Source organism: Nocardia brasiliensis, assembly GCF_042691675.1.
GTDB classification, from domain to species: domain Bacteria; phylum Actinomycetota; class Actinomycetes; order Mycobacteriales; family Mycobacteriaceae; genus Nocardia; species Nocardia brasiliensis_D.
Genome location: NZ_CP170507.1, coordinates 694,990 through 714,651, shown reverse-complemented (window position 1 = coordinate 714,651; position 19,662 = coordinate 694,990). Strand labels below are relative to the sequence as shown.

Below are 19,662 nucleotides of genomic sequence, written 5' to 3'. Positions count from 1 at the left end.
ACGCTGTTTCGAATGCGGCAGGCCGGGAACCGCGTCGGTGAGCCGATTCGGAGGAGGTGGCCGTGGACAGCACGGGTGCAGAGCGGGTGGTGATTGTTGGTAGCGGGTTTGCCGGGTTCGCTTGTGCCAAGAGGTTGTGCCGGATTTTGGGGCGGGCGGGGCGGGAAGCCGAGGTCTTGCTGGTTACGCCCAATGACTACATGTTGTATACGCCGTTGTTGCCGGATGTGGCCGGTGGGTTGATCGATCCGCGGTTTGTGGCGATTTCGCTGGCCGATGCGCTGCCGCGGGTTCGGCTGGTGATCGGTAAGGCGGAAGCGGTCGATCTGGCGAAGAAGACGATCACGGTGAGTAGTGAGCATCAGCCGGAGCGGGAATTGTCTTGGGATCGGCTGGTTCTGACGCCCGGGTCGGTGACGCGGCTGTTCGACGTGCCCGGTGTGGCCGAGCACGCCCATGGTCTGAAGACGGTGGCGGAAGCGCTGTACCTGCGCGAGCAGCTGCTGCGGCAGCTGGAGCTGGCGGACTTCGAGGACGACCCGGAGGTGCGCCGCGCCCGGCGGACCGTCGTCGTGGTCGGCGCGTCCTACGCGGGGACCGAGCTCATCGCGCAATTGCGGGCGCTGGCCGACACCTACGCCGACCGGCGCGGCTTCGACCCGGCGGAGGTCCGCTTCGTGCTGCTCGACATGGCCGAGCGGGTGATGCCGGAGGTGGGTGATCGGCTGAGCGACAAGGTCCTGAACGTGCTACGCGAACGCGACATCGACATCCGGCTGAAAACCTCGCTGAAGGAACTGACGGACAGCCGAGCGGTGCTGACCGACGGAACGGTCGTCCCCACCTACACCTGCGCCTGGGTGACGGGGGTTACCGGCGCACCACTGCTCGAAACGCTCGGCCTGCCGATGGAACGGGGACGCTTGGTGGTCGACGCGAAGCTCGGCGTACCCGGTCACCCGGACGTCTTCGCGGGCGGTGATGCGGCGGCGGTGCCCGACCTCACCAAACCCGGCAAGATCACCCCGCCGACGGCGCAGCACGCGTCCCGGCAGGGCAAGGCGCTCGCCAGGAATGTCGCCGCCAGCCTCGGCATCGGCGTGGCCGCACCGTACAAACACCGCGATATGGGTCTGGTCGTCGATCTGGGACCGCACTTCGCAGTGGCGAATCCGTTGGGCGTCAACCTGTCCGGCTTCCCCGCCAAGGCGGTGACGCGTGCGTACCACACCGTCGCCGTGCCCAGGCCGGTCAACCGCTGGGCGATCTCGCTGGGCTATCTGACCAACTCGGTCACCCCACGCCCACTGTCCCTGCTTGGACTCGTCAGTCCGGAAGAGGCGAGCTTCGGCAGCAGCGAAGGCATCCCGAGCCATCGGTGAGTACACACGAGAACGGGCCGCGAACGGTACTCCGTTCGCGGCCCGGGCTTTTCGGTAATCAGGCGGATACTGTCAACTTCTCCCGCTGAAGCTCAAGGGCAATGTCGATGAGTTGGTCTTCCTGGCCGCCGACAAGCTTGCGCTTACCCGCGCGGACCAGCATTTCGGCGGCGGAAACGCCGTAGCGTTCGGCCTGCCGCTCGGCGTGCTTGAGGAAACTGGAGTAGACGCCCGCGTAACCCATCATCAGGGACGAGCGGTCCAGCAGGCATTCCTGCGGCATGGCCGGACGAACGACATCTTCGGCGGCGTCGGCGATCGCGAAGAAGTCGATACCCGTCGTGATCTCGAGCTTGTCGCACACGCCGACCAGCGCTTCGACCGGCGTATTGCCCGCGCCCGCGCCGAAACGCCGGGCACTACCGTCGATCTGGGTGGCGCCCGCGCGAATGGCGTAGATGGAATTCGCCACCGCCAGGTCGAGGTTCTCGTGACCGTGGAATCCGACCTGGGCATCGTTGCCGAGTTCGGCGACCAGGGCGGCGACGCGATCAGTGACCTGCTCGAGCACCAGCGCTCCCGCGGAGTCGACGACATAGACGCACTGGCAGCCCGCGTCCGCCATGATGCGGGCTTGTTTGGCCAGCACCTCTGGCGGCTGGCTGTGCGACATCATCAGGAAGCCGACGGTTTCCAGGCCGAGTTCGCGGGCCAGGCCGAAGTGCTGGGTGGAAACGTCGGCTTCGGTGCAGTGGGTGGCGATGCGGCAGATGGACGCGCCGTTGTCCTGGGAGATCTTGATGTCTTCCTTGACACCGACACCCGGCAGCATCAGGACCGCGATCTCGGCCCGCTTCGCGGTCTCCGCCGCGATCTTGACCAGTTCCTGCTCAGGGGTTTTGGAGAAGCCGTAGTTGAACGACGAGCCGCCGAGGCCGTCGCCGTGGGTGACCTCGATGACCGGCACCCCCGCGCCGTCGAGGGCGGCGACGATGTCCCGGACCTCGGTGGCGGTGAACTGGTGGCGCTTGTGGTGCGATCCGTCGCGCAGCGACGTATCGGTGACGCGGATGTCGAGTTCTGCTGAGTACGTCATGTTTTCGCTCCCTTACACCCGTGCCGAGACGATCTGTCCCGCAATGACTTCGCCGACTCGGGTGGCGGCGGCGGTCATGATGTCGAGGTTGCCCGCATACGGCGGCAGGAAATCACCCGCGCCTTCCACCTCGACGAACACCGATACCTTCGCCATCCCGCCGGAGACCACCGACGGCGGGTCGAACTGCGGGTCGTTGAGCAGCCGATAGCCGGGCACATACTGCTGGATATCGGCCACCATGCGATGAATGGAGTCGGTGATGGCGTCGGTGTCCGCGTCCTCGGGGATGGCGCAGAAGATGGTGTCGCGCATGATCATCGGCGGTTCGGCGGGGTTCAGAATGATGATCGCCTTCCCGCGCTGCGCGCCACCGATGGTTTCCACCCCACGACTGGTGGTCTTGGTGAACTCATCGATATTGGCGCGCGTCCCGGGACCCGCGGACACCGACGAGACAGAGGCCACGATTTCCGCGTAAACAACTGGCACTACGCGAGATACGGCCGCGACGATCGGAATGGTGGCCTGACCACCACAGGTGATCATGTTGACGTTCGGCGCGTCCAGATTCGCACCGAGATTCACCGGCGGCACCACCGCGGGCCCCACGGCGGCGGGCGTGAGATCCACCGCGCGGATACCCGCCTCGGCATACTTCGGGGCGGCGGCACGATGCACATACGCCGAGGTGGCCTCGAAAATCAGCTCGGGCAGCTCGGTTCGGCCCAACAGCCAGTCCACTCCTTCGGCAGAGGTTTCCAACCCCAGCCCGCGGGCCCGCTTCAAACCCTCACTGTCCGGATCGATCCCGATCATCCACCGCGGCTCGATGGCCGTAGAACGCAACAGTTTGTAGAGCAGATCGGTACTGATATTGCCGGACCCGACGATCGCGGCGGTGACGGTCCCGTTCTCGGACACCACAAGCCTCCTAAATGAATTGCAAACGGACAGAGCCGAGCCCAGCGAACTCGGCATGAAACCCATCGCCCGGCCTGGCGTCGATGGCGCGGGTGCACGAGCCGGGCAGCACGATGTCGCCCGCCTTCAGCCGGACCCCGAAGCTCGCGACCTTGCGGGCGAGCCAGGCGACCGCGATCACCGGGTCACCGAGCACCGCGTCGCTGCGGCCCTCGGCCACCACCTCACCGTTGCGGGTGAGCACCGCGTCGATCGCCTTGATATCGATATCCTCGGGCGCCACCCGCTGCGGGCCGAGCACGTATCCCGCGGAGGACGCGTTGTCGGAGATGGTGTCCATCAGCCCGATGTTCCAGTCCTTGATCCGCGAATCGATCAGCTCGATGGCGGGCGCGAAAGCCACCGTCGCGGCGAGCACGTCGGCCTCGGTGCAGTCCGCGCCGGGCAGGTCGGCGCCGAGCACGAACCCGACCTCGACCTCGACGCGCGGAAACAGGTAGCGACCGGCCTCGACCGGGACGTCTTCGTAGACTTCCATTTCCGCGAGCAGATGACCGTAGTCGGGTTCATCCACACCCATCATCTGCTGCATGGCCTTGGACGAGAGCCCGACCTTGTGCCCCACCACCCTGGCGCCGGTGTCGAGCCGGCGCCGGATATTGATCAGCTGGATCTCGTAGGCATCGACCACATCGATATCCGGGTACCGGCTGACCAGCGGATCGATCGGCACTCGGTCGCGCTCGGCGCGCTCGAGTTCGTCGGCCAGTTCGGTTCGTACCGCATCGGACAGCACGCTAGTTTCCTTCCACAGTTGCTTGATCGAGTGCGGGAACCTGTTCGCCCGCCGCGGACCGACCGGCCCGGCGGCCGGAGAAGATGCAGTCGGACAGCGAAAGCCCGCTGACATAGGACTCCGAGCAGATGCCGACCGCCGTCCGCCCGGCCGCGTAGAGACCCGGAATATCCGTTCCGGCAGTGGATTTCACCGCGCCGGTGCGCTCGTCCACGACGACACCGCCGAGAGTGAGCATCGGACACGGATTGCTCAAGCTCGGTTTGATGCCCACATCCAGCAACCAGAAGGGCCCGGTGCGCAGCGGTTTGGTGAACTCGGCCGGCTTGCCGACCGGATCCGGCGTACCGTTCGCGATCGCGGCGTTGTGCGCGTCCACCGTCGCCCGCAGCCCAGCGATATCGATGCGCGCCTTCGCGGCAACGGCTTCCAGTGTGATGCCGCGAATCGCGGTGCGCCGCATGGCCTCGAACTGACCGCGCTGGAACCAGGCGCCCTGCTTACCGATCTGGGCGATGGCGGTGCGCATCAGCTCGTCGTCGGCGAGCAGCCAGCCCTTGCCGTCGTGTTCGGTGATGAGCGCGTGACCGACCGCCGCACCGTACCGGGTTTCGTCGATGACCCGGCGGCCCCCCGCGTCGACCAGTATCGCGCCGGTAAAAGCGCTGGGCGGCAAGAGGAACCGCCAGGCCGAGACATTGCCCATCCGGTCGGTGGCCGCGCCGACCTGTTGCGCGAGGAGGATGCCGCTGCCGTCGTCGCCGGTGGTGCCGAGGGCGAGGCCGCCGCGATAGGCCGGGGCATATTCGCGCAGCATCGCGCGATTGGCGATGAAACCACCCGCGCTGAGCACCACGCCGCGCCGGGCCAGCACCCGAATTGTCCGGCCGTACTGACGATCCAGCCGGGTCAACCGCTTCTCCAACGCGGCACGCAGCGGCGGATAGTAGATCCCCGGCTTGGCGGCGACTTTCGCCAAGCGGGTGTAGCGATCACGGATCCGACCCGGAGCGTCGCGCAACGTGCGGCATTCGACACCGAGCACCGTGCCCGCATCGTCGGTGATCAGTTGCGTCGCCTGGGTGAGGGTTTCGAGCCGTACGCCCAGCCGGGACGCGGCGGCGGCGAGCGGCGCGGTCAGCTGCTTGCCGGAGGTGCCACGGCCTTTGACCCGATGCCCGCGCTGCGCCGCCGGAATGTCGCGGAACGCACCCGAGATCTCACTGCCCGAGTAGTACAGGTAGTAGCTGTCGTTCGGGTACGACGTCTTGTACGGGCACAGCGACGCCTCGAACGGCACGCCGTGCCCCTTCAGCCATTCGATCATCGCCGGGCTCTCGGCCACGAAACGGCGCAACGTCTCCGGCGACACCGCGTCACCGACCTCACGCGCGAGATAGGCGAGCATCGCCTCCGGCGTATCGACGACACCGGCCTCCTGCTGCACCGATGTCCCGCCGCCCGCGTAGATGATGCCGCCGGACAACGCCGAGGCCCCGCCACCGGCGAACCGGTCCAGTGCCAGCACCTGCGCGCCGTCGGCCGCCGCCTCCAGTGCCGCGGCGGCGCCCGCCGCGCCGAATCCGACGACGACCACGTCGGTGACCAGGTCCCAATCGAACCCCATGTACTTCACTCCGGTCTGAAACTGAAACGAGTTTCTCGGTGGATGGAAAGCCGAGTAAGTCTTCTGCCACACAACATAGACCAATGGCGGGATCATTCTATAACGTGTTCTACATGATTGATCGGGAATACGACGTGGTGGTGGTCGGCAGCGGCGCCGCGGGCATGACCGCCGCCCTCACCGCCGCCCACCACGGGCTCAGCGTGGTGCTCATCGAGAAGGCCGCGCACTATGGCGGGTCGACCGCCCGCTCCGGCGGTGGCGTCTGGATCCCCGGCAACAAGGCGCTGCGCGCGTCCGGGCGACCCGACGACCGCGAGGCGGCCCGCACCTATCTGCACAGCATCATCGGGGACGTGGTGCCCAAGGACCGGATCGATACCTACATCGACCGGGGCGCGGAGGCCTTCGACTTCGTGCTCGACCACACCCCGCTGAAGATGAAGTGGGTGCCCGGCTACTCCGACTACTACCCCGAGGCGCCCGGTGGCCTCGGCGAGGGTCGCTCGTGCGAGCCCGCTCCGTTCAACGCCAAGGTGCTCGGCGCGGAGCTGGCCAAGCTGGAGCCGCCCTACGCCAAGGCGCCGCTGAACGTCGTCGTCATGCAGGCCGATTTCGTCCGGCTCAACCTGATTCGCAGGCACCCGAAGGGCATGATGCGCGCCATCCGGGTCGGCGCGCGCACCTACTGGGCCAAGTTCACCGGCAAACACATCCTCGGCATGGGCCAGGCCATCATCGCCGCGATGCGCAAGGGACTGCTGGACGCGAATGTGCCGGTCCTGCTGAATACCCCGCTGACCGGGCTGGTGGTGGAGAACGGCGTGGTCACCGGGGTCGAGGCCGAGCACGAGGGCGAGCCGGTCACCTTCACCGCGCGCTACGGCGTGGTACTCGGCAGCGGCGGTTTCGAGCGCAATGCCGAGCTGCGCACCAAGTACCAGCGTCAGCCCATCACCACCGAGTGGACGACCGGTGCGGCCGCCAATACCGGCGACGGCATCATCGCGGGCATGGCGGCAGGCGGCGACGTCGGGTTCATGGAGGACGCCTGGTGGGGTCCGACCGTCTTCAAGGGCGGGCGGCCGTGGTTCGCGCTGGCCGAGCGCAATCTGCCGGGCACCATCATGGTCAACGCCGAGGGCAAGCGCTTCGGCAACGAGTCCGCGCCTTACGTCGAGGCCGTGCACACCATGTACGGCGGCAAGTACGGGCAGGGCGAGGGCCCGGGTGCGAACATCCCGGCCTGGCTGGTCTTCGATCAGCGCTACCGCAACCGCTACATTTACGCCGGATTGCAGCCCGGCCAGCGCTTTCCGACGCGATGGATGGAGAACGACAACATCGTCAAGGCGGACACCCTCGACGAGCTGGCCGCGAAGATCGGCGTTCCCCCGGCAAATCTCACCGCCACGGTGACCCGTTTCAACAGCTTCGCCGAAACCGGCAAGGACGAGGACTTCGGCCGCGGCGACAGCCACTACGACCGGTACTACGGCGATCCGACGGTCAAGCCGAATCCGTGCCTTGCCGCGCTGGTGCAGGGCCCGTTCTACGCCGCCAAAATCGTGCCCGGCGATCTGGGCACCAAGGGCGGTCTGGTCGCCGATACCGCGGGCCGGGTGCTGCGCGAGGACGGCACCCCGATCGAGGGCCTGTACGCCTCGGGTAACTGCTCGACTCCGGTAATGGGCCACACCTACGCGGGCCCCGGCGCGACCATCGGTCCCGCACTGACCTTCGGCTACCTGGCCGTGCTCGACATCGTCGCGAAGAAGGCCGCGCAGCCTGTTCAGGCCGTCCAGCCGCCGACCAACTAGGAGTATTGATGCCCATCGATCCGAAAGTCGCGCTCGGGGCCGAACTTCCGAGTCGGGAGTTCGCGTGGACGCCATCCGACGTGCAGCTGTATCAACTGGGGCTAGGCGCGGGGACGCGGTGGACCGATCCGGCCGAACTGCGGTACCTCGACGACCGCGTGCCCCAGGTGCTGCCGACCTTCGCGACCGTCGCGCCGACGCTGCACGAGACCGAGCCGCCGCGCGTCAGCTTCCCCGGTATCGACATAGATCTGGCGAAGGTGGTGCACGGCCACCAGGAGGTGGAGGTGCATCGCCCGATCCCGCCCACCGGTAAAGCGACCAGCACCGGTCGAATCACCGAACTGTGGGACAAGGGGTCCGCGGCGGTGGTAGTGCAGGAGCAGACCGTCACCGGTTCGGACGGTCGGCCGCTGTGGACCGCGCGCTCCTCGATCTTCGCGCGCGGCGAAGGCGGCTTCGGCGGCGAGCGCGGGCCCAGCACCAAGTCCGAACTGCCGGACCGGGCACCGGATTTCGACGTGACCACACCGACGCTGCCGCAGCAGGCACTGCTGTATCGCCTGTGCGGCGATCGCAACCCGCTGCACTCGGATCCCGAATTCGCCCGCGCCGCCGGGTTTCCCGCGCCGATCCTGCACGGACTGTGCACCTACGGAATCGTCTGCAAGACGGCCACCGACACCGTGCTCGGCTCGGCGGCCGAACGGATCACCGGATTCCGCGCCCGCTTCGCCGGAGTGCTCTACCCGGGCGAGACAATCCGTACCCGCATCTGGCAGCAGGGCAACGAATTGACCATCGCGGCAACGGTGGTCGACCGCGAGGACGCACCCGTCCTCGGCGACGTGACCTTGCGCTTCGCCTGAGCCGAAGCTGCTGCACACCCCTTGCCCGCCGCACTCGGGCGGGTTCAGGGGGCGTGCGGTGCCGTATCGACGCGGGTGCGGCGGACGGCTACGCCCTGGACGATCAACGCGTACAGCACGATCACCAGAATCGGGGCGGCGAGCGGGGCCCAGGCCAACCGCAGCGGGAGCAGCGCGGCGCCGACCGCCACGGCGGCGAAGCCGACCGCGCCCGCGACCGAGGGCACCGTGGTCGGCACCACCCCACGCGGTGCGGTGACGGTGGCCGCGTTCAGCAGATAGGTGGTGGCGACCAGCCCCATTGCGGCGGAGGCGAGTACGCCGGAGTTCGCGACGGCGAGCACGCCCACCGCCAACAGCACCGCGGCGACCGCCAGCGGCCGGAACCACCAGCCGAGGGCGACCAGGGCGAGCGCCGGGATGGCGGCCCATGGTTCCAGCAGCGCTACCGAGGTCACCAGCAGCACGCCCGACAGGACAGCGAGGAATCGGGTCATCGGCGCACCCGCACGGTCCTGCGGTGTTCCGGCAGCACGCGCATGATCTGATCGAGCCGGGTCGCCTCGGGCCAGGCCACGATGTCGACGCCGACGGTGCCCATGTCGCGATACATCGAGGCCCGCTCCAACTGCCACATCTTGGCCAGGGTCGGATCGAGATGTTCGCGAAACGGTGTGCCGCGCAAGACATCCACCACCACGACAACGTGTCCGCGCTTGCGCAGATCGATCAGCGCGAGCGCGAACTGAGTGTCCAGCAGCGTGGAGAAGGCGACGACGATGGCACCGAGCGGCACGGCCGAGTGCGGTGCCAGGGTGCCGGTGGTGGGTATGTACTCGTCGCCGACGTCCAGCACGGTATCGACGATCCGGTAGAACTGGCGGCGGCCGATATCTGGTCGCAGCCAGCGCGGTCCCTCGCCGAGGCAGACGACGGCGGTGCGGTCACCGGCTTGCAGGGTCGACTGCACCACCTGCGCCGCGCCGCGCACGGACAGTTCGAGGGAATCGGTGGCGGGGCCCGGCGCCTGCTGTGAGGTGTCCACCAGCACAACGACATCCGCGGACCGGTTGGTCAGCCGCTCGGTGACGTACAACCTGCCGCGCCGCGCGCTCACCGGCCAGTTCACGATGCGCAGCTGGTCGCCCGGCGCGTACGCGCGGATGTCGGCGTACTCGACGCCGGGCCCGTGCCTGCGGGTGAGGTGGGTGCCGAGACGCTCGGGAAGTTCGGTGCGCGGCAACCGCATGCGCTGCGGGTCGGTGATCGGGTAGACGAACAGTTGCCCCGCGGGCAGTACCGCGGTGGCGACGGCGAGGCCCGCCGGACTGAGCGCGGAGACCCGCACCGACACCGGATAGCGACCCCACCGATCCGCGGTGAGCGCCAGCCGCAGCCCGGCCGGTGCGGCGCCGGAATCGCTGGACTCCTCGACTTCGATACCCAGTGCCGCAACCGCTTCCGGCTTCAGTCGCAGCAACGCGTGCCCGCGCTCGACGAAGGCGGCGACGGTCAGCACCACCTCTTCGGATTCGAAGCACCGCAGCGTGCCGCCGCCGTCGACCTGGATCTTGGTCGAGGACTGCTGCCACGGCGCGGTGGCCAGCACCCCCAACAGCGGCGCGGCGAAGACCACCAGCTGCCACCGGCCGAGTACGACCGCGAGCACCAGAGCCACCCCGGCACAGATCGCTAGCATGAAGACCAATGGTGCCGGGCGCCACCGCAATTCGGCCTCGACCGCGGTGCTCGCGTCGCGATGCCTCATGACGGATCCTCGCTGGCGCTCGGCGCCGGAACGAGCGAAAGCTCGGCTGTGCTCATTGTTCGCTCGCTACGCTCGCTCATGTCACGGTGGCGCGTGGGACCGGGAGACGGCGCAGCAGCTCGGTGATCACGTCCTCGCCGCGGATCCGGCGCACCCACATCTCCGGCCGCAAAGTGATCCGATGCGCCATGGCCGGAATCGCCAGCGCTTTAACGTCTTCCGGAACGACGTAGTCCCGGCCGAGCAGCAGCGCCCGCGCCCGCGACATCTGCACCAGGTCCAGCTCCGCGCGCGGGCTGGCACCGACCTCCACCTGCGGGTGCGCCCGGGTGGCCGCGGCGAGCGCGACCACGTAGCTCACCACATCCGGATGCACCGTGACGTACTCGACCGATTGGCGCATCTCCAACAGGCCTTTGGCATCGACGACCTGGCCCACCTGCGGTGTCGTGGAACCGCGCTCCAGCCTGCGCCGAATCATCTGCGTCTCATCGTGTTCGGACAGGTAGCCGAGCCGGAGCTGGATCGCGAACCGGTCCAGCTGGGCTTCCGGCAGCGGATAGGTGCCCTCGTACTCGATCGGGTTATCGGTCGCCAGCACGATGAAAGGCTGTGGTAGCGGGAAAGTTTCGCCGTCGATGCTGACCTGCCCCTCGGCCATCGACTCCAGCAGCGCGGCCTGCGTCTTCGGCGGAGTGCGGTTGATCTCGTCCGCGAGCAGCACATTGGTGAACACCGGCCCACGGCGAAAGGTGAAGCGGCCGGAGGACATGTCGTAGATGGTCGACCCGAGCAGATCGGCGGGTAGCAGGTCGGGGGTGAACTGCACGCGGGTGAACTGCAGGCCGAGGGCGGCGGCGAACGACCTGGCGATCAGCGTCTTCCCGAGACCCGGTAGGTCTTCGATCAGCACGTGACCACCGGCCAGCACCGCGACCATGATCAACCGCATTTCTTCCTGCTTGCCGACCACGACCCGGGACAGCTCCCGGAGCACGGCGTCACTGCGTTGGACGGTGGCGTCCATCGGCATCGTCATGTGTGTACCCGCACTTGCCTCAACCCATTTCACATTCTTTGCAGGCGGCTCAGGATCTCGTCCAGCGCCGCCCGTCCCGGTGCCCTAGTGGTCTGATCACGCAATGCCGAGTTGGCCGGGTCCACCCAGCGCCACAGTTCCGGTCCGAACAGATGAATACCGGCGGCCTCGGTGGCCCTGCGGTTCTTCGCGACCCGCTGCCCGCTGGACAACTCGAACTCCTTGGCCAGCAGCGGACGTAGGTGCCGGTCCCAGTCGGCGCGGGTGCCGTCGGCACGGTCGGCGAGCATCTGCGCCCTGGCGTGCCAGCGGCGCAGCATCTCGGCGGGACCGTTCTCGATCTCATCGATCTCGTCGTAGCCGCGGGCTTCCGAGCGTTCCAGCAGCGACCAGACCAGCCAGGCCACCGCCAGCGCCACCGGGACCGCGGTGACCGCCGACATCACCCCGCGCGCCTGGTCGAAGGTGATCAGCTCGATCACCGCGATGACGATCGCGGCACTGATGACGATGGCCGTTCGGTTCAAGCTGCCGCCTCTCCCTGCAGGTCCGCGAGAACAATGCGCAACAGCTGCTCGGCGCGCATCCGCTGCCACTCGAGCATCGCGTGCGGGCTGAACCGAGCCTCCTCGAACAGCGCGACCAACTCGCGCGCGGAAGCGTCGTGTAACGCGCCGCGCTCGAAGGCGCGGGCGAGCACCTCCATCGGGGTGTCCGAAACCAGCGGTGCGGCAGCACGATCGAAGGCGAGGCCGCGCTCCATCGCGACGTAGCAGGCGATGATCGCGGTGCGTGGATCTTGACCGGGCACATTCATCGCGGCCAAGCCCATTTCGGCCGCTCGGGCCAGCGAGTCCACCGCGGTGGGCGGCACCGCGACCGGTGGCAACGGCGGCGGCGCGGGCTTGCGGCGGGACGCGAGGGTGACCACGATCAGTCCGATCATGGCGACGGCGACCAGTGCGATCGCGGCGATGACGGTCAGCAGGAACGCGGTGCCGGTCAGCTCGGCGGGGGTGGCGCCGGGGTCGGGCGTGCCGGTGGCGAACTCGTCCGGCGGCTGGCCGGTCGTTTGCGCGGGTACTGCTGGAGGTGGCGCGGATTCGCGGCCGATCCCGACGAAGAACACCGCGGAGACGGCGGCGAGAACCAGGGCGAGCGCCGCGAGTCCGGCCAGCACCAGCAGGCCGATCCGGCCGAGGCGCGACTGCTGACGGTCGCTGTCGCGGTCCGGTTCCGGCATGGCCAGCGGCAGCCGGTGCTGGCTGGCGATCACGCCTGCCAGCAGGATCACCATGGACACGGTGAGCAGCACCGGCATCAGCGCCACCGACAAGGCCGAAGGCGCCGAACGGTTATCGCGGGATTCGGTCACTCCTGGGATGTATCCGTGCAGCGCGATCGCGGCAAACGCCAGCAGCGTGATCAGCACGATCACGCGCAATATCGGCGCTCGCGCCCCGGCCACGTATTACCACCAAATCTGAGTACTGCACAAAACAGCCACATAGTTACATGCCGAGCGGTCCGCTCGGGATGGAATCGAATACTTCGGAATTCATCCTCTTTATCCGAGTACGGTGCCACCTCGAACCGGTCGTTCCCATGTTGCCCAACTAACCGACGCGGGTAGGCACGAATTGGGAAAGTTCACAAAGGCGACTGGCGAGTCGCGAAATATCGGGCACGCCGTGGACGCCGTCGACCAAGTCCGTCAACGGAACTCGAGCCAGCACGGTGAGTTCACGATCCGCGTCGTACAGCACATCGACCAGGTTGACGAACCGCATCGCCCAGTCGGCCGGAACCTCGCTCAGGGGAGGTACGTCGGCGATGGTCCAGCGCGGAAAGCGTTGGGCCAGTTCGACATAGTCGGCGGCCGAGGTGGGAGCGCCGCACAGGGCGGCGAATTCGATGGCGAACGCGTCGCCCTCGATGGACCGGGCACGCAGTTGGCGGGCACCGATCCGGACCGGCACCGCAGTTCCGTTGGCGCGGCTGCCCATGTTCTTCGACAGGCACTCGTCAGCGGGTTCGATGCGGTAGCTCCCGGCAGCGAAACCTGTTCGGCGGGTGCGTGTTCGATGGTCTGCCCGGGTGCGGTAGTCGAGCGGCCCGTTCAACGGGACCACATCCAGATTCGCGCCGATGCGGGCGATCGTCGGCAAGAACCGGTCGTGAAACAGCGGGTTCGGCAGCAGTTCCTCGGGCGGGTAATTCGACGTCACCACCAGCGTGCTGCGCCGAGCGAACAAAACGTCGAGCATTCGAGCGATGAGCATCGCGTCGCCGATGTCGTGCACGTGGAATTCGTCGAAGCAGACCAGGCGAGCATCGCCGAGCAGAGTGGCGACGGCCGTATCGATAGAACCGGACGCATGGGCAGCCGCGTGCAGCCGGACAAAGAACTGATGAAAGTGAAAGCGGCGCTTACTATCCGACGCGACTCCGGCAAAGAACCGATCCATCACCATGGTCTTGCCCCGCCCCGGCCTGCCGTGCAGATAAATCCCCCGGTGTCGCCCGATCGGCCTACCCCGCCGATCCAGCAACCCCCGCAACCGCTCCGCAGCCCGCACCTGATCCGCGTCCATCAGGACCTCGCCGGTCTCCATCGCAACCTCCTCGTCCCCCACGTTTGTAGAGGCCCCGAAGTGTGCGAAGCCAGGAAAGGTGACACGGTCGACAGCATCGACGCCCGGCCCGAATCAGTCGGCCGCGCGCGACTTCCACGGATCGAGGATCGGCACACCAGTCGGTTCGAAGTCGCACACGTTGCGGGTCGCCACGGTCATGCCATGCACTAACGCAGTGGCAGCAATTAGCGCGTCATGCACCGGCCGGGTGGTAGGGACCTGCAATCCGGCGCTGCGTCGACCTACCGCCACATCGACGGGCAGGATCCGTTCGGCAAACGACGGCAACACCTGCGACTCCAGCCAGTTCCGCAGGATCGCGCCCTGTGCAGGGTCACGTCGCTCGACCCGCAGTACGCCGATCTCCAACTCTTGGACGGTGATCACCGAGACGAACAGGCCAGCCACTGGATTCTCGGCCGCCCACGCCGTCACGTTCTTGTCGGCTTTACCGGCCTTGGCCTTCCTGAGCTCGGAGACCACATTGGTGTCGAGTAGGAACATCAGTCGAGATCCGCGGCCCGGGCGTGGTCGCCCCGATCAGGCAGATCCAGTTCGATGTCCTCCGCCCCGTCAGGCAGGCCGAGTAGGTCGATAATCGTCACGCCACCCCCCGTAAGTCGCTCGTAGTCCGCATAGCTCAACAGCACATGCACAGGACGCCCCCTATCCGTGATGATGACTGGCCCACTCGACGCGGCTCTCTTCGCACGACCCGTGTCTTGGTTGAACTCACGACTCGTCATAGTGGTGGCCGCCATGTGACCTCCTTACCGCAATGTAGATACGTTACTACACCGGCCACCGGGGCTGTCAACCTTCCGCGGAGGCCGTTGGGGCGGGCCAGCCGCGTTCGCTGTAGGGGTTGCCGGTGAAGTGGGCGCGGATGCCTGCGGCGGGGTAGGGGATTATGGCGTCGGGGAGGGCGTCGAGGGGGAACCAGCGGAGTTCGTGGCAGCGGTCGGGTTCGCGGTTGGTGGGGGTGCCGGTCCACTGGCGGGCTTCGAAGAAGAGGCCGAGGCGGGGGTCTCGGCCGGGGGCGACCACGTGGGAGGTGTGGATGTGGCGCAGGTCGGCGGGGTCGATGTGGACGCCGGTTTCCTCGTTCGCCTCGCGGACCGCCGCGGCGGTCGCGGATTCGCCTGCCTCGAGTTTGCCGGCGGGAAGGTGCCAGAGCTCGTCGAATTCGTCGTCGCTGCGGCGCTTGCTGAGCAGCAGGCGGCCGTCGCGGATGAGCAGGATGTGGACGTCGACCAGGTGCCGAGCGGTCATGGAGCTCCTCAGGTACGGCGATCGTGCCGAGACAAACTTACGCCGGGCAGCACCGCGCCCCGCATGCCGCGCACCCGCGACCTCAGGACCGCAGGCCGAGTTCCAGCGGGACTGCGCCACGCACCAATTCGCGGGCCCTGGCGAGTTCGAGGGTGCCGCTGAGCCAGCGCATGCTCACGCCCTCGACCAGCGCGGTGAGGCGTTCGGCGGCATCGGCGGGCGCGATATCGGCGGGGACGGCGCCCTGCTCCTTGGCGTCGCGGATCAGTTCGCTCAGATAGTCGATCCAGCGGGCAGTGGCACCGCGAAGCTGGTCGCGTAACTCGGGCTGGAAGACGGCGGAGGCGCAGAATTCGCCCCACGCCGCACTGTTCTCGATGACCAGCGGCGTGTCCTGAAGTTCGAGCAGCAGTAGGTGTTCGAGATGCCCGACCGGGTCGACGGCGGGGTCGATGCCGGATTCGGTGTAGCGCTCGGCCCTGGCATTGATGAAATCGAGCGTCTGCGCGAGCAGTCCGGCGCGGTCCTTGAAGTGGTAGTAGATCAGCGAGGTGGACACACCGGCCGCTTCGGCCAGCTCCTCCACGCGTAAGCCACGGACACCGCGCTGCGCGACCACGCGAGCGGCCGACTCCAGGATCGAATCACGACGAGACATGCGGTCAATGGTACCGTGAGATCCTGACTGAAATTTCAGTCAGGATTTATCGCCAGCAGATCTACTACCGGAGCCCGTGATGGAGAACCTCATGTCTCGCCGATCAGCCTTCAGCGTTCTCGCCGGAGCAGGCCTGCTCGCCGCAGGCGTCTCGGCCTGCGGATCGGCCGAGCCACCTGCCCCTGAGCAGGCCGGGGCGGGTGGTCGATTCGGCGCCGAGTGGGAGAGCCACGCGCGCACCTACCTGGCGTGGCCCGCGCAGGAGGCGGTCTGGGGTCCCTACCTGGGCGATGTCCGCGCGGATATCGCGGGGCTGGCGCGTGCGATCGCCGAGTACGAGCAGGTGGTCATGCTGGCCAGGGACGACCAGCGCGACGCGGCTCAGCGTGCGTGCGGCAACGGCGTCGAAGTGATTCCGCTTGCGGTGGACGATCTGTGGGCCCGCGACACCATCCCCGTCTTCGTCGAACAATCCGGCAAGGTCGTCGGCGTCGACCTGAACTTCAGCGGCTGGGGCAACAAGCAGCCCCACGACAATGACGGCCCGCTCGGCCGGAAACTGCTGTCGCGCTATCAGATTCCGCGCTACCAAGCGCCCTTCGTCTCCGAAGGCGGTGCGCTGGAAACCGACGGCCAGGGCACCCTGCTCGTCACCGAGAGCTCGATCGTCAACGACAATCGCAATCCCGGCAAGAGCCGCGACCAGCTCGAAGCCGAGTTGAAGCGGACTCTCGGCATCGAGAAGGTGATCTGGTTCGCCGGTGTCCGCGGTGCGGACATCACCGACGCCCACATCGACTGCCTGGTCCGCTACGTGGCGCCGGGAATCGTGCTGCTGGACACCGCGTTTCCGGGGTCGCCCGCCGACTCGTGGTCACGCTCGGGTGAACAGGCACGGCAGGTGCTCGCGCAGGCCACCGACGCGCGCGGTCGCAAGCTGGAGGTCATCGACCTGCCCCAGCCCGATCCGGACCGGATAACCGGCGAGGGCGATGAGTTCGTGTCCAGCTACGCGAACTTCTATATCGCCAACGGCGCGGTGTTCCTGCCCGAGTTCGGTGACCGGCGGGCCGACGACCGTGCGCAGGGCATCCTGCGGGATCATTTTCCGGGCCGGGATGTGGTCCCGGTTCCGATCGACGAGATCGCCGCAGGCGGTGGTGGAATCCACTGCGCCACACACGATCAGCCGGGAACTCCGATCCGCTAGCTCAGTCCTCGGTTCGCGCTGAGCACCAATCCCGATGTCGGTACGCCGGTGCCCGCGGTGACGAGGATGTTCGTCAAGTTGTCCACAGGATTCACGGAGGTGCCGCGAATCTGCCTGACCGCCTCGGCGATTCCGTTCATACCGTGGATATATGCCTCGCCGAGCTGTCCGCCGTGGGTGTTCAGCGGAAGCCTGCCGCCGACTTCGATCGCACCGTCGGCGATGAAGTCCTTGGCCTCACCGCGGCCGCAGAAACCGAGCTCCTCCAGTTGCATGAGGACGAACGGCGTGAAGTGGTCATAGAGGATGGCGGCCTGCATATCCGCTGGGCGCAAACCGCTTTGCGCCCAGAGTTGGTCACCGACCAGGCCCATCTCCGGCAGTCCGGCCATGGCGTCGCGGTAATAGCTGGTCATGACGTATTGGTCGGCGCCGGAACCCTGGGCGGCGGCGGTGATGACCGCGGCAGGCTGCGGCAGATCGCGGGCCCGTTCGGCACTCGTGACGACGATGGCGACACCACCGTCGGACTCCTGGCAGCAGTCGAGCAGGTGCAGGGGTTCGGCGATCCACCGGGAATTCTGATGGTCCGCCAGGGTGATCGGCTTGCCGTAGAAGAAGGCGGCCGGATTCACCGCGGCATGCTTGCGGTCGGCTACCGCGACCCGGCCGAAATCCGCACTGGTGGCGCCGTATACGTGCATATACCGCCGCGCCACCATGGCGACCTGCGCGGCGGGAGTGCCGAGACCTTGGGGATAAGACCAGCCCGCGTCGATCCCCGACGAGGTGGGCGCGGTGGCCAGCGCGGTGGAGAACTGACCGAACCGGGACACCGAGCGTTCGTTGAAGGCGCGGTAGGCCACCACCACATCGGCGACACCGGTGGCCACCGCCATGGCGGCCTGCTGGATGGTGGCGCAGGCCGCCCCGCCGCCATAGCCGATGTGGCTGAAGAACTTCAGCTGCGGGATGCCGACCGCGCGGGCGACGGCGGCCTGGGTGTTGGTGTCCATCGTGAAGGTGGTCAGGCCGTCGACATCGGCCGGTGTCAGGCCGGCGTCGGCCAGCGCGGCGGTGACCGCTTCGGCGGCCAGGCGCAGTTCGCTGCGCCCGGAATCCTTGGAGAAGTCGGTGGCGCCGATGCCGACAATGGCCGCGCGGCCCGAGATGCTCGGCTCACTCATGCGAACTCCGGTATGCGATAACGGCTTTCGCCGTGATGTGATCGCCGAGGCTGTCCTTGCCGACCACGTCGATGTGGATGTCGTCGCCCTGGATGGCGCTTACCGTGCCGGTCAGCGTGAGCGTGTCACCGGCATACAGCGGCACGCCCAGGCGCAGTGCGATCGACTTCACCATCGCGCGCGGCCCGGCCCAATCGGTGACGAAACGCTGCACCAGCCCGGTGTCGGTGAGGATATTGACGAAGATGTCCTTGGAACCGCGGGCGACCGCCTTGTCCCTGTCGTGGTGCACGTCCTGAAAGTCCCTGGTGGCCAAGGCCGTACTGATCACAAAGGTCGGATCAGCGTTGATCACCAGTTCGGGCAGCGTGGTGCCGACCTGAATCGAGGTCGGCTCGACAGTCGCCGTCATGCCAGCACCTGCCAGAACGGCAACGTAACCTCGTCGTCGAGTTTCTCGAACCCCACCTGGACCGGAAGCCCGATCTCTACTTCGGCGGGTTCGATACCCCGCAGTTCCCCGAGCATCCGCACCCCTTCCGCCAATTCGACCAGCGCGACGACGAACGGCAGTTGCCGCCCGGGCACCTTCGGCGCATGGTGCACGACGTAGCTGAATACGGTGCCGCGTCCCGAGGCGACCACGTAGTCGGTCTGTTCCGACTTGTCTTTCCACAGCGCCGGAATCGGCGGATGCCGCAGCGAGCCATCCGGCAACCGCTGGATCCGCAGCTCCCCCGCTTTCGTTCCGGCCCAGAAGAATTCGGTATCCAACGAGACCAGCGGCTTGACCCGCTCCCCCGCAGGCACTTTCGGAGCGGGACCGGTGCCTGGTGCGAATTTCAGCAACCGGAAGAGCATTTCGGCGACGACTTCGTCACCCACCTGCCAGCTGGTCTGGAAGGTGATGAACCAGCCCTCCCCCAGCGCGGTCCGCTTCGGACCGCGGATATCGGAAAGCCTGCTGGTCACCGACACCTGCTCACCGACGTTCAGGTACCGGTGATAGGTCTGCTGGCAATCGGTCGCGACGACCGAGGTGTACCCGGCGGCATCGAGCAGTGCGGTCGCCTTGCCCATCGGATCGTCGTCGGGGCGGAAACCGTTGAGCCCGAACATGGTCCATACCTGCGCCATCGCGGGCGGCGCCACGATGCCGGGGTGTCCGGCGGCCCGGGCAGCCGCCTCGTCGACGTAGATCGGATTGGTATCGCCCAGCGCCTCCACCCAGTTGTTGATCATCGGCTGGTTTACTGGGTCACGCCCGAGGCGCGGCGCGCAATCACCGGCCGCCTTGATCCGTTCGGCCTCGGCGACAATCGCTTCCGGACTGATGGTTTCCGGCACGCGCGGCTCCTTCTCGACTAGCACTGTATGT

The 19,662-nt window shown here is 67.2% G+C and carries 20 protein-coding genes and 1 pseudogene; 4 read left to right on the top strand and 17 right to left on the bottom strand.

Going from position 1 to position 19,662, the window contains the following annotated elements; genetic code table 11:
• The first annotated feature begins 62 nt into the window (after positions 1 to 62).
• Complete coding sequence (locus tag ACFK0J_RS03650; RefSeq protein WP_378736553.1) at positions 63 to 1,382, top strand: NAD(P)/FAD-dependent oxidoreductase; 1,320 nt, start codon at positions 63 to 65, stop codon at positions 1,380 to 1,382.
• Between the two features lie 58 nt (positions 1,383 to 1,440).
• On the opposite strand, the gene dmpG is transcribed toward ACFK0J_RS03650, so the two are convergent.
• The 4 genes from dmpG to ACFK0J_RS03630 are packed head-to-tail and all read right to left on the bottom strand — an operon-like array spanning position 1,441 to position 5,825.
• Positions 1,441 to 2,478: a 4-hydroxy-2-oxovalerate aldolase gene (dmpG, locus tag ACFK0J_RS03645; protein WP_378736551.1), complete on the bottom strand. Its 1,038-nt coding sequence runs from the start codon at positions 2,476 to 2,478 to the stop codon at positions 1,441 to 1,443.
• Between the two features lie 12 nt (positions 2,479 to 2,490).
• The gene (locus tag ACFK0J_RS03640; RefSeq protein WP_378736549.1) at positions 2,491 to 3,402 is read right to left on the bottom strand and encodes an acetaldehyde dehydrogenase (acetylating); all 912 of its coding nucleotides are present in this window, start codon (positions 3,400 to 3,402) and stop codon (positions 2,491 to 2,493) included.
• A 10-nt stretch (positions 3,403 to 3,412) separates the two neighbouring features.
• A complete protein-coding gene (locus tag ACFK0J_RS03635) occupies positions 3,413 to 4,198 on the bottom strand; it encodes a 2-keto-4-pentenoate hydratase (RefSeq protein ID WP_378736547.1) in 786 nt (261 codons plus the stop codon).
• A gap of 1 nt (position 4,199) precedes the next feature.
• Positions 4,200 to 5,825 (bottom strand): FAD-binding protein, encoded by a 1,626-nt coding sequence (locus ACFK0J_RS03630; RefSeq protein WP_378736545.1) that lies wholly within the window; start codon positions 5,823 to 5,825, stop codon positions 4,200 to 4,202.
• 113 nt (positions 5,826 to 5,938) lie between these two features.
• Here ACFK0J_RS03630 and kstD point away from each other — a divergent pair, with 113 nt between their 5' ends.
• Both kstD and ACFK0J_RS03620 read left to right on the top strand, forming a co-directional pair.
• Positions 5,939 to 7,645, top strand: coding sequence for a 3-oxosteroid 1-dehydrogenase (gene kstD, locus ACFK0J_RS03625; protein ID WP_378736543.1), 1,707 nt, complete (start codon positions 5,939 to 5,941; stop codon positions 7,643 to 7,645).
• Positions 7,646 to 7,653: 8 nt separating this feature from the next.
• Positions 7,654 to 8,514: a MaoC/PaaZ C-terminal domain-containing protein gene (locus ACFK0J_RS03620; RefSeq protein WP_378736541.1), complete on the top strand. Its 861-nt coding sequence runs from the start codon at positions 7,654 to 7,656 to the stop codon at positions 8,512 to 8,514.
• Positions 8,515 to 8,558: 44 nt separating this feature from the next.
• Here ACFK0J_RS03620 and ACFK0J_RS03615 read toward each other — a convergent pair whose 3' ends face one another.
• From ACFK0J_RS03615 to ACFK0J_RS03570, 10 genes and pseudogenes are all read right to left on the bottom strand, one after another.
• Complete coding sequence (locus ACFK0J_RS03615) at positions 8,559 to 9,011, bottom strand: hypothetical protein (RefSeq protein WP_378736539.1); 453 nt, start codon at positions 9,009 to 9,011, stop codon at positions 8,559 to 8,561.
• Positions 9,008 to 10,282 carry a DUF58 domain-containing protein gene (locus tag ACFK0J_RS03610; RefSeq protein ID WP_378736537.1) on the bottom strand — a complete coding sequence of 425 codons (1,275 nt, stop codon included), beginning with the start codon at positions 10,280 to 10,282 and terminating at the stop codon, positions 9,008 to 9,010. The genes ACFK0J_RS03615 and ACFK0J_RS03610 overlap by 4 nt, the downstream gene beginning before the upstream one ends.
• 76 nt (positions 10,283 to 10,358) lie before the next feature.
• Positions 10,359 to 11,321, bottom strand: a complete 963-nt coding sequence (locus tag ACFK0J_RS03605) for an AAA family ATPase (RefSeq protein ID WP_378736535.1) — start codon at positions 11,319 to 11,321, stop codon at positions 10,359 to 10,361.
• 29 nt (positions 11,322 to 11,350) lie between these two features.
• Positions 11,351 to 11,848: a hypothetical protein gene (locus tag ACFK0J_RS03600; RefSeq protein WP_378736533.1), complete on the bottom strand. Its 498-nt coding sequence runs from the start codon at positions 11,846 to 11,848 to the stop codon at positions 11,351 to 11,353.
• Positions 11,845 to 12,789, bottom strand: a complete 945-nt coding sequence (locus ACFK0J_RS03595) for a DUF4129 domain-containing protein (protein WP_378736531.1) — start codon at positions 12,787 to 12,789, stop codon at positions 11,845 to 11,847. The genes ACFK0J_RS03600 and ACFK0J_RS03595 overlap by 4 nt, the downstream gene beginning before the upstream one ends.
• Before the next feature lie 148 nt (positions 12,790 to 12,937).
• Positions 12,938 to 13,936, bottom strand: a complete 999-nt coding sequence (zapE, locus tag ACFK0J_RS03590) for a cell division protein ZapE (RefSeq protein WP_378736529.1) — start codon at positions 13,934 to 13,936, stop codon at positions 12,938 to 12,940.
• 93 nt (positions 13,937 to 14,029) lie between these two features.
• Positions 14,030 to 14,461: a type II toxin-antitoxin system VapC family toxin gene (locus ACFK0J_RS03585; RefSeq protein ID WP_378736527.1), complete on the bottom strand. Its 432-nt coding sequence runs from the start codon at positions 14,459 to 14,461 to the stop codon at positions 14,030 to 14,032.
• A gap of 122 nt (positions 14,462 to 14,583) precedes the next feature.
• A pseudogene (locus tag ACFK0J_RS03580) lies at positions 14,584 to 14,703 on the bottom strand (type II toxin-antitoxin system prevent-host-death family antitoxin); the annotation flags it as partial.
• A 67-nt stretch (positions 14,704 to 14,770) separates the two neighbouring features.
• Complete coding sequence (locus ACFK0J_RS03575; RefSeq protein ID WP_378736525.1) at positions 14,771 to 15,229, bottom strand: NUDIX domain-containing protein; 459 nt, start codon at positions 15,227 to 15,229, stop codon at positions 14,771 to 14,773.
• Between the two features lie 82 nt (positions 15,230 to 15,311).
• Positions 15,312 to 15,887 (bottom strand): TetR/AcrR family transcriptional regulator, encoded by a 576-nt coding sequence (locus ACFK0J_RS03570; protein WP_378736523.1) that lies wholly within the window; start codon positions 15,885 to 15,887, stop codon positions 15,312 to 15,314.
• 91 nt (positions 15,888 to 15,978) lie between these two features.
• On the opposite strand from ACFK0J_RS03570, the gene ACFK0J_RS03565 reads away from it, so the two are divergent.
• On the top strand, positions 15,979 to 17,097 hold the full coding sequence (locus ACFK0J_RS03565; RefSeq protein ID WP_378736521.1) for an agmatine/peptidylarginine deiminase: 1,119 nt from the start codon (positions 15,979 to 15,981) through the stop codon (positions 17,095 to 17,097).
• Here ACFK0J_RS03565 and ACFK0J_RS03560 read toward each other — a convergent pair.
• Genes ACFK0J_RS03560 through ACFK0J_RS03550 form a run of 3 tightly spaced genes read right to left on the bottom strand, consistent with a single transcriptional unit; the run spans position 17,094 to position 19,619 of the window.
• Positions 17,094 to 18,284, bottom strand: coding sequence for a lipid-transfer protein (locus ACFK0J_RS03560; protein ID WP_378736519.1), 1,191 nt, complete (start codon positions 18,282 to 18,284; stop codon positions 17,094 to 17,096). The two genes, ACFK0J_RS03565 and ACFK0J_RS03560, sit on opposite strands and share 4 nt — an antisense overlap.
• Complete coding sequence (locus tag ACFK0J_RS03555; RefSeq protein WP_378736517.1) at positions 18,277 to 18,696, bottom strand: MaoC family dehydratase; 420 nt, start codon at positions 18,694 to 18,696, stop codon at positions 18,277 to 18,279. The genes ACFK0J_RS03560 and ACFK0J_RS03555 overlap by 8 nt, the downstream gene beginning before the upstream one ends.
• Entirely contained in the window at positions 18,693 to 19,619 is a 927-nt protein-coding gene (locus tag ACFK0J_RS03550) for a bifunctional MaoC family dehydratase N-terminal/OB-fold nucleic acid binding domain-containing protein (RefSeq protein ID WP_378742605.1), read from the bottom strand. The genes ACFK0J_RS03555 and ACFK0J_RS03550 overlap by 4 nt, the downstream gene beginning before the upstream one ends.
• Between the last annotated feature and the right edge of the window lie 43 nt (positions 19,620 to 19,662).

Excerpts from the sequence above, each read along its gene's own strand:
- dmpG (WP_378736551.1), bottom strand. The coding sequence starts at position 2,478 with ATGACGTACTCAGCAGAACTCGACATCCGCGTCACCGATACGTCGCTG.
- ACFK0J_RS03630 (WP_378736545.1), bottom strand. The coding sequence starts at position 5,825 with ATGGGGTTCGATTGGGACCTGGTCACCGACGTGGTCGTCGTCGGATTC.
- kstD (WP_378736543.1), top strand. The coding sequence starts at position 5,939 with ATGATTGATCGGGAATACGACGTGGTGGTGGTCGGCAGCGGCGCCGCG.
- ACFK0J_RS03620 (WP_378736541.1), top strand. The coding sequence starts at position 7,654 with ATGCCCATCGATCCGAAAGTCGCGCTCGGGGCCGAACTTCCGAGTCGG.
- ACFK0J_RS03615 (WP_378736539.1), bottom strand. The coding sequence starts at position 9,011 with ATGACCCGATTCCTCGCTGTCCTGTCGGGCGTGCTGCTGGTGACCTCG.
- ACFK0J_RS03610 (WP_378736537.1), bottom strand. The coding sequence starts at position 10,282 with ATGAGGCATCGCGACGCGAGCACCGCGGTCGAGGCCGAATTGCGGTGG.
- ACFK0J_RS03605 (WP_378736535.1), bottom strand. The coding sequence starts at position 11,321 with ATGACGATGCCGATGGACGCCACCGTCCAACGCAGTGACGCCGTGCTC.
- zapE (WP_378736529.1), bottom strand. The coding sequence starts at position 13,936 with ATGGAGACCGGCGAGGTCCTGATGGACGCGGATCAGGTGCGGGCTGCG.
- ACFK0J_RS03585 (WP_378736527.1), bottom strand. The coding sequence starts at position 14,461 with ATGTTCCTACTCGACACCAATGTGGTCTCCGAGCTCAGGAAGGCCAAG.
- ACFK0J_RS03575 (WP_378736525.1), bottom strand. The coding sequence starts at position 15,229 with ATGACCGCTCGGCACCTGGTCGACGTCCACATCCTGCTCATCCGCGAC.
- ACFK0J_RS03570 (WP_378736523.1), bottom strand. The coding sequence starts at position 15,887 with ATGTCTCGTCGTGATTCGATCCTGGAGTCGGCCGCTCGCGTGGTCGCG.
- ACFK0J_RS03565 (WP_378736521.1), top strand. The coding sequence starts at position 15,979 with ATGTCTCGCCGATCAGCCTTCAGCGTTCTCGCCGGAGCAGGCCTGCTC.
- ACFK0J_RS03560 (WP_378736519.1), bottom strand. The coding sequence starts at position 18,284 with ATGAGTGAGCCGAGCATCTCGGGCCGCGCGGCCATTGTCGGCATCGGC.
- ACFK0J_RS03555 (WP_378736517.1), bottom strand. The coding sequence starts at position 18,696 with ATGACGGCGACTGTCGAGCCGACCTCGATTCAGGTCGGCACCACGCTG.